Genomic DNA, 5,199 nt, shown 5'->3' with positions numbered 1-5,199 from the left:
CTGAGGCTGGTCATGAGCTGGGTACTGACCCACCCCCCGAGCGACCGGCTCCTCACCTGGGCGCTACCGGCCCCGCTCGATCGGCCCGTGACCGGTGGAAACCACGCGAGACCGGGACAACAGGGCCTCCTTGAACGCTCATCGGCGTAGAAACCCGCCGAGCCGCCAAGAAGGCCCTGGTCTCACGCCCGGCGCCGATGGCGGGCAGGGCCACGGCCTGGACAGCGGGCCGGACGAGCGGCCAGCAGCGCGGCCAGGGCGCCGTACACAGGCGCAGCAACGCCCCCAGGAGAGCCAGGACGGCGACGTCGGGCAGTGCTCAGTGCCGAGCCGTCGCCCTGATAAGGCCGCTGACCTGTGGCGATCAAACTTCGCTGTCACAAACCGCCGTTGGTCAAGGTTGGGTGGCAACCAGTCAAGGTTCAGTGGCAGAGGACACTGTGGCTGTCGTGGGTGCTGTCGCGCCCCCCTGTCGCGGGGGGCGCTGTCGCGCCCTGTGACCTGCGCGGATGGGCGCTTACCCCCGTGCCTGACCGGGGCGGCAGCGGCACGCTCCGCCGGGGTCAAGATCCAGCATCCGCACATGTGATCCGGGAGGAGCTCCGGGTCGGGATTCTCGCACCACGGGTCAAGGCAGTACGGCCCGAAGTCAGTCGTGTCGTAGACCATGAGAGCAGCGTGCAAGGCAGGCCGATCGCACCCGCTGCGACACACCGAAGACCCCGTCACTGGTCAGCGGCCGCCGCGCTGCCGGTTCGCCGGCCTGGCGCCGCCCGGCCCGCGGCAGCTTCCCCGCGCACCCCGGCTGCCGACTGCAACACGGGGTGCAACGCGAGGTGCAACACGCTGCGCCCTGGGGCCCGTGTTGCGGCTCTGAGCTGGGCTTTTGCCTCTTCTGGAGGGCTGTCGGGCCGTGTTGCAGCGGGCGCGTTGCACCCGCATCTGCTGCCCCGTCGCCTCCGCGACTGTCCCTTGCCACCGAACCTTGACCGATTGCCACCGAAGGTTGACGGGTGGTGGTTTGTGTCAGCGAAGATTGACTGTCCAGGTCAGGACCGTCGAGTGGGCCTCCGTGCACTGTGCCCGGGACACGGTAGATGTCACCGTCCCGTCTCCAGGTGGTCAGAGCAACAAGCAGCCCAGCCAGCTGGAGGGGAACCAGCCTTCCAGGGAGCGCAGTTCGGGTTCGGTGGCGGGATGGGTTGCCAGGATGGCCTGGCGTACCTCGCCGCTCCCGCTGAGGGTGTTCAGTTCGCCGCCGGCGGCGGTCAGCGTGATTGTGAGGCCGTCGCGCTGCAGGACGTATCGGTTCGCTCCGTCGGACCACAGGCCGCCCGGCTCCGGCAGGCAGGGGGTGAGAGGGCTGGTGGTGAGGTTCTCACCGTCCGCGGACAGCATCGGGCGGCCGCAGGGGTCGCTGTAGCCAAAGGAGACCGTCTCGACCGCGACCTTGTCGAAGCCGTCGCTGATTCCGCCGGTGTTGGCCAGGTCCGCCTGGTCACTGAGCACGAAGACCGCCCGATGCCCGTCCCAACTGATCCTGGTGACCAGCACATCCGCCGAGAGGACCGGATGCAGCAGGGACCGGGACGGGATACCGGCCCCGCGCAGCAGGTCCTGGACCCCTACCTCCCGCTGCATCGCCCGCAGCGGGAACGCGAGCACGAACACGCCCAGCAGCGTGCCGACGGCCGCCAGCAGGGCGGTGCGTGAGCGCAGCACCACGGCGCCGGCCAGGGCGAAGGACGGGAGGGCGAACACCAGCACGCTCAGCAGGCCCGGACGGAAGGGCAGCAGGAGGGCCAGAGCGTGGGTGGCGGCGAGGTCGAGCGCCATCAGCGCAGGTGCTAGCAGCCAGCACCACCGGGGAGCGGACGGCCGCAGGGCGCGGACACTGGAGAAGAGCGCGGGTATGACGACCGGGAGCGTCACCACCAAGTGCAGGATCGCGTGGACGCGCCCGCTGTCCTCGGCGTCGAAGTGCTGGACGGCGCTGCCGATGGCCACCGAGGCCAACGATGGCAGGGCGCAGGCCGCACCGAGGGTGACGACCTGCCGGTGCCGGTTCGAGGTCGGACGAACCGGTGCGCGCCCCTGCGCTGTGACCGTGTACGGATTGTGCGGTTCGACCGCGGCCATCGCTTCCCCCTGGCGTTCGGTGCCTTCGAGTCATCAGTGGGACGAGCGCGTGCCGATCTTGGTTGCGGCAGGCGGGCGGGTGTACCGCGAAGTCTCGAGAATTCCCTGGCTCGTTCCGCCGAGCGCCTGGCGGCCGTCCTGCGTCGGAAGGTCGTGGCCCTTGGTTCCAACTACCGTCCGTGCGGGTCGCCGGCACGACGCGCGGCGACTGACCTGGGCGGTCAACCTTCTGGCTTCGTTCACGTGAAGTAGCAGCGTTTGATCAGCGGTTTGGGCGACAGTTGGCGATCTTGAGCGCTGCAGATGCTCACGAGAAATGACGTCACCGTGTCGGTGCCACCGGGGTGCGACAGAAGCGGACCGCGGTCTTGATCATCGGTCGTTAGACTCCCGGGGTTCGCGCGTTCGGTGCCGGCTCGGTCGTTTGATCACGTGGTCGGCGAGTGGAGGGGGCTGTGGTGTCCGAAGGCCAGGCTGTGGATGATGACCGCTGGGCCAGGTGGCCGGAGCCGTGGGTGGGCACGGATGCCGACATGCGGACGGTCGTTGGTGCGATTCCGCGGGAGGTCAAGGACGGGTTCAGGTACGACGAGATCCCTTGGCACCGGTTCTCGCACTTCTACGGCCCTGGCGAGGAGATCCCTGTCCGCCTGGCGGCGCTCGCCTCCGGAGACGCCGAAGCCGCCGGCCAGGCTGTGCGGCAGCTGTGGGATCACCTTCACCACCAAGGCAGCACGATCGCGGTGGGAGCACTGGCAGTGCCGTTCCTGCTCCGGATCGCGGCTACTGGGTCTTCCGGGCTCCGCGCGGAAACCCTTCGCCTGGTCGCCGAGATCGCCTGGTGTCAGCACTTCGGGGACGGCAGACGCGAAGGTCTCCTCAAGGTCGCCGAGGATCCAGAGGATGCGGAGGGCACCACGATGTGTCCGGTGGACTGGACGATCCAGGCCGCCCGCACTGCCATCACCGCCGACCTGCACCTCCTGTTCCCTCTTCTCCCCAACCCCGATCCGGAAGTCCGCTCCGCTACCGCCTTCGTCCTGGCGACGGCGACCGGCGAGATCCCGCGCATCTCCTCCGCCCTGCACAGCAGGCTGGCCGTGGAAGATGATCCGGCGGTTCGGGTGAGCCTGATCCTGGCAATCGCCCAACTTGCCCGCGAAGACCAGGACGAACACGCTCCCGCGTGGGCCCGGGCCCTGTGGTCGGACGCTGCCCAGCCGCTCGAGACGCGCGTCGGTGCTGCCCTTGCCTGGCTGTGCCTGGTCGATGACCCCGTCCCCGACGAACTCCGCACCCTCCTCACCGACCCCTGCACCGACCAACTCAGCGAGCTGTTCCAGCAGGCGCCATGGTTCCCCCAGTCGACTACTACGGCAGCGGACTGCGCCGCTGCATCCACGAAATGCTCACGCCGGATGTTCCCTGGAACAGTGCTTGATGGTCCTCCGCCCGGAGGGCGGAGGACCATCACGTTGGAGCCTCCAACGGTCAGCCGGCCTTGGCGGGCGCTTCGGCCCGCGCCCGGGTCGAAGCGTGTCGGAGACGGCTGAATTCGGGCCGGTTTCGACGGTTCAGTTGTGGGCCGTTCCGTAGTCTCGCTGGATGGTGTGTGTCAGTCGTTGTCGTCGGTGGGGACGTGTCCGAGTTCGCGGCCTCGCATGCGGTAGGACTCGCCTTTGAGGGAGTGGACCTCGGCGTGGTGGACGAGCCGGTCGATCATCGCCGCGGCGACGGTCTCGTCGCCGAAGACCTCTCCCCAGCGATCTGGGGCTGGCACTTGTTCCCTCACACGAGTTAGTGCCGCCACCTGGCCGTATCCGTCTCCTGCGGTCCTCGTTGGTTCTCGTGGCAGCGGTCAGGTTCTCCAGGTGCTGCCTTGACCGTTCAGGTGCGAGGAAGGTGTGCGCCGGTGGCTCGGCTGCAGGTCATCGCGGGCGGGGCCGTCCCGCAGGGGCCGCTGACGGCGGATCCGTGGCAGTTCCAGACGGAGTGCGTCGAGGCGTTCGTGGCCTCCTGGCGGGCGCGCGGGTTCAGCCCGGTGACCATCGACAACGACATCGGGCTGCTTGAGCGGACGCTGGCCGCGCTGGGTCGCCCGGCCTGGGAGGTGACGCCGGAGGACATCGACCGGGTGGTCGGTGATCTCGCCCTCCAGGGGCGGAAGTCGTCGACCCGACGCGAGTATGTGCAGATCTTCAAGGGGTTCCATCGGTTCCTGCAGGTCCGCAAGGCGGCCGAGGTCGAGGCCGCGTTCGGGGTGCGGCTGGTCTGCCCAGTCGATGAATTCAACGCCTCCCGCCATGTCGGTGACGATTCCCCGGCCCTGCTGCCGCCACCGACTCCGGAGCGAGTCGGAGAGTTCTTCGAGTTCCTGAAGCAGCGGATCGCCACCGCCAGGAAGTACGCACCCGCCGCGCGGGACTACGCGCTGTTCCGGACGCTGTATCACGCCAGCCTGCGGTCGGAGGAGGCCTCCCTGCTGGAGAAGCCCGACGCGCACTTCTCGCGCGGCCCCTTCGGCAAACTCCACGTCCGGTTCGGCAAAGGCGCCCACACCTCTGGACCTCGGCCGCGCTGGGTGCCGATGCTGGACGGCCTGGACCTGGTGCTTCGATGGTTCCTGGATGACGTGCGGCCCAAGTTTCCCGACTCGACGGTGCTGTTCGCCGACGAATCCGGCGGCAGCCTGCACCGCGGAACAATCCGCAACCGGCTTCGGTATCTCATGGAACTGGAAGGCCGACCGGCGGTTGAGCGGTTCAGCCCGCATGCCCTGCGGAGGTGCCCTTGCCGAGAACCTCATCCAGGCTGATCAGGCTGCATGTCGGTATTCGTGGAGGAGGCCGCCGAGTCGGTCGGGTCGGCGTATGTCGAGGCGAGCGATTCGCTCCGGGTTGTCGATCGGCTCGGGAAGGGCGCAGCGGGGTCGGGCGTTCGCGATGCCCTGGTGCGGCCGGTGCTCGTTGTAGAACTTCTCGAACTCGCGCAGGGCGTGGAGTAGATGCTGCTCGTTCCAGATCAGAGTGCGGTCCAGTGGCTCTCGGCGGCAGGTCTGTA

At 68.5% G+C, this 5,199-nt stretch carries 4 protein-coding genes and 1 pseudogene; 2 read left to right on the top strand and 3 right to left on the bottom strand.

The window, feature by feature from the left end; translation table 11 throughout:
• Window positions 1–1,122: 1,122 nt before the first annotated feature.
• On the bottom strand, window positions 1,123–2,139 hold the full coding sequence (locus tag ACH4E7_RS45170; protein ID WP_396255058.1) for a hypothetical protein: 1,017 nt from the start codon (window positions 2,137–2,139) through the stop codon (window positions 1,123–1,125).
• 458 nt (window positions 2,140–2,597) lie between these two features.
• Between ACH4E7_RS45170 and ACH4E7_RS45165 the strand changes: the two genes are divergently transcribed.
• Entirely contained in the window at window positions 2,598–3,692 is a 1,095-nt protein-coding gene (locus ACH4E7_RS45165) for a hypothetical protein (RefSeq protein WP_396255057.1), read from the top strand.
• A 62-nt stretch (window positions 3,693–3,754) separates the two neighbouring features.
• Here ACH4E7_RS45165 and ACH4E7_RS45160 read toward each other — a convergent pair whose 3' ends face one another.
• The gene (locus tag ACH4E7_RS45160; protein WP_396255056.1) at window positions 3,755–3,919 is read right to left on the bottom strand and encodes an ATP-binding protein; all 165 of its coding nucleotides are present in this window, start codon (window positions 3,917–3,919) and stop codon (window positions 3,755–3,757) included.
• A gap of 261 nt (window positions 3,920–4,180) precedes the next feature.
• On the opposite strand from ACH4E7_RS45160, the gene ACH4E7_RS45155 reads away from it, so the two are divergent.
• Window positions 4,181–4,954 carry a tyrosine-type recombinase/integrase gene (locus ACH4E7_RS45155; protein WP_396255055.1) on the top strand — a complete coding sequence of 258 codons (774 nt, stop codon included), beginning with the start codon at window positions 4,181–4,183 and terminating at the stop codon, window positions 4,952–4,954.
• Here the strand turns inward: ACH4E7_RS45155 and ACH4E7_RS45150 are convergent.
• Window positions 4,955–5,199 (bottom strand): annotated as a pseudogene (locus tag ACH4E7_RS45150) (integrase); the annotation flags it as partial.

Origin of the sequence: Kitasatospora sp. NPDC018058 (assembly GCF_044327205.1) — a bacterium.
Classification (GTDB): domain Bacteria; phylum Actinomycetota; class Actinomycetes; order Streptomycetales; family Streptomycetaceae; genus Kitasatospora.
Note: the sequence above shows the minus strand (reverse complement) of the source record. Positions and strands in the feature narration are given on the sequence as shown.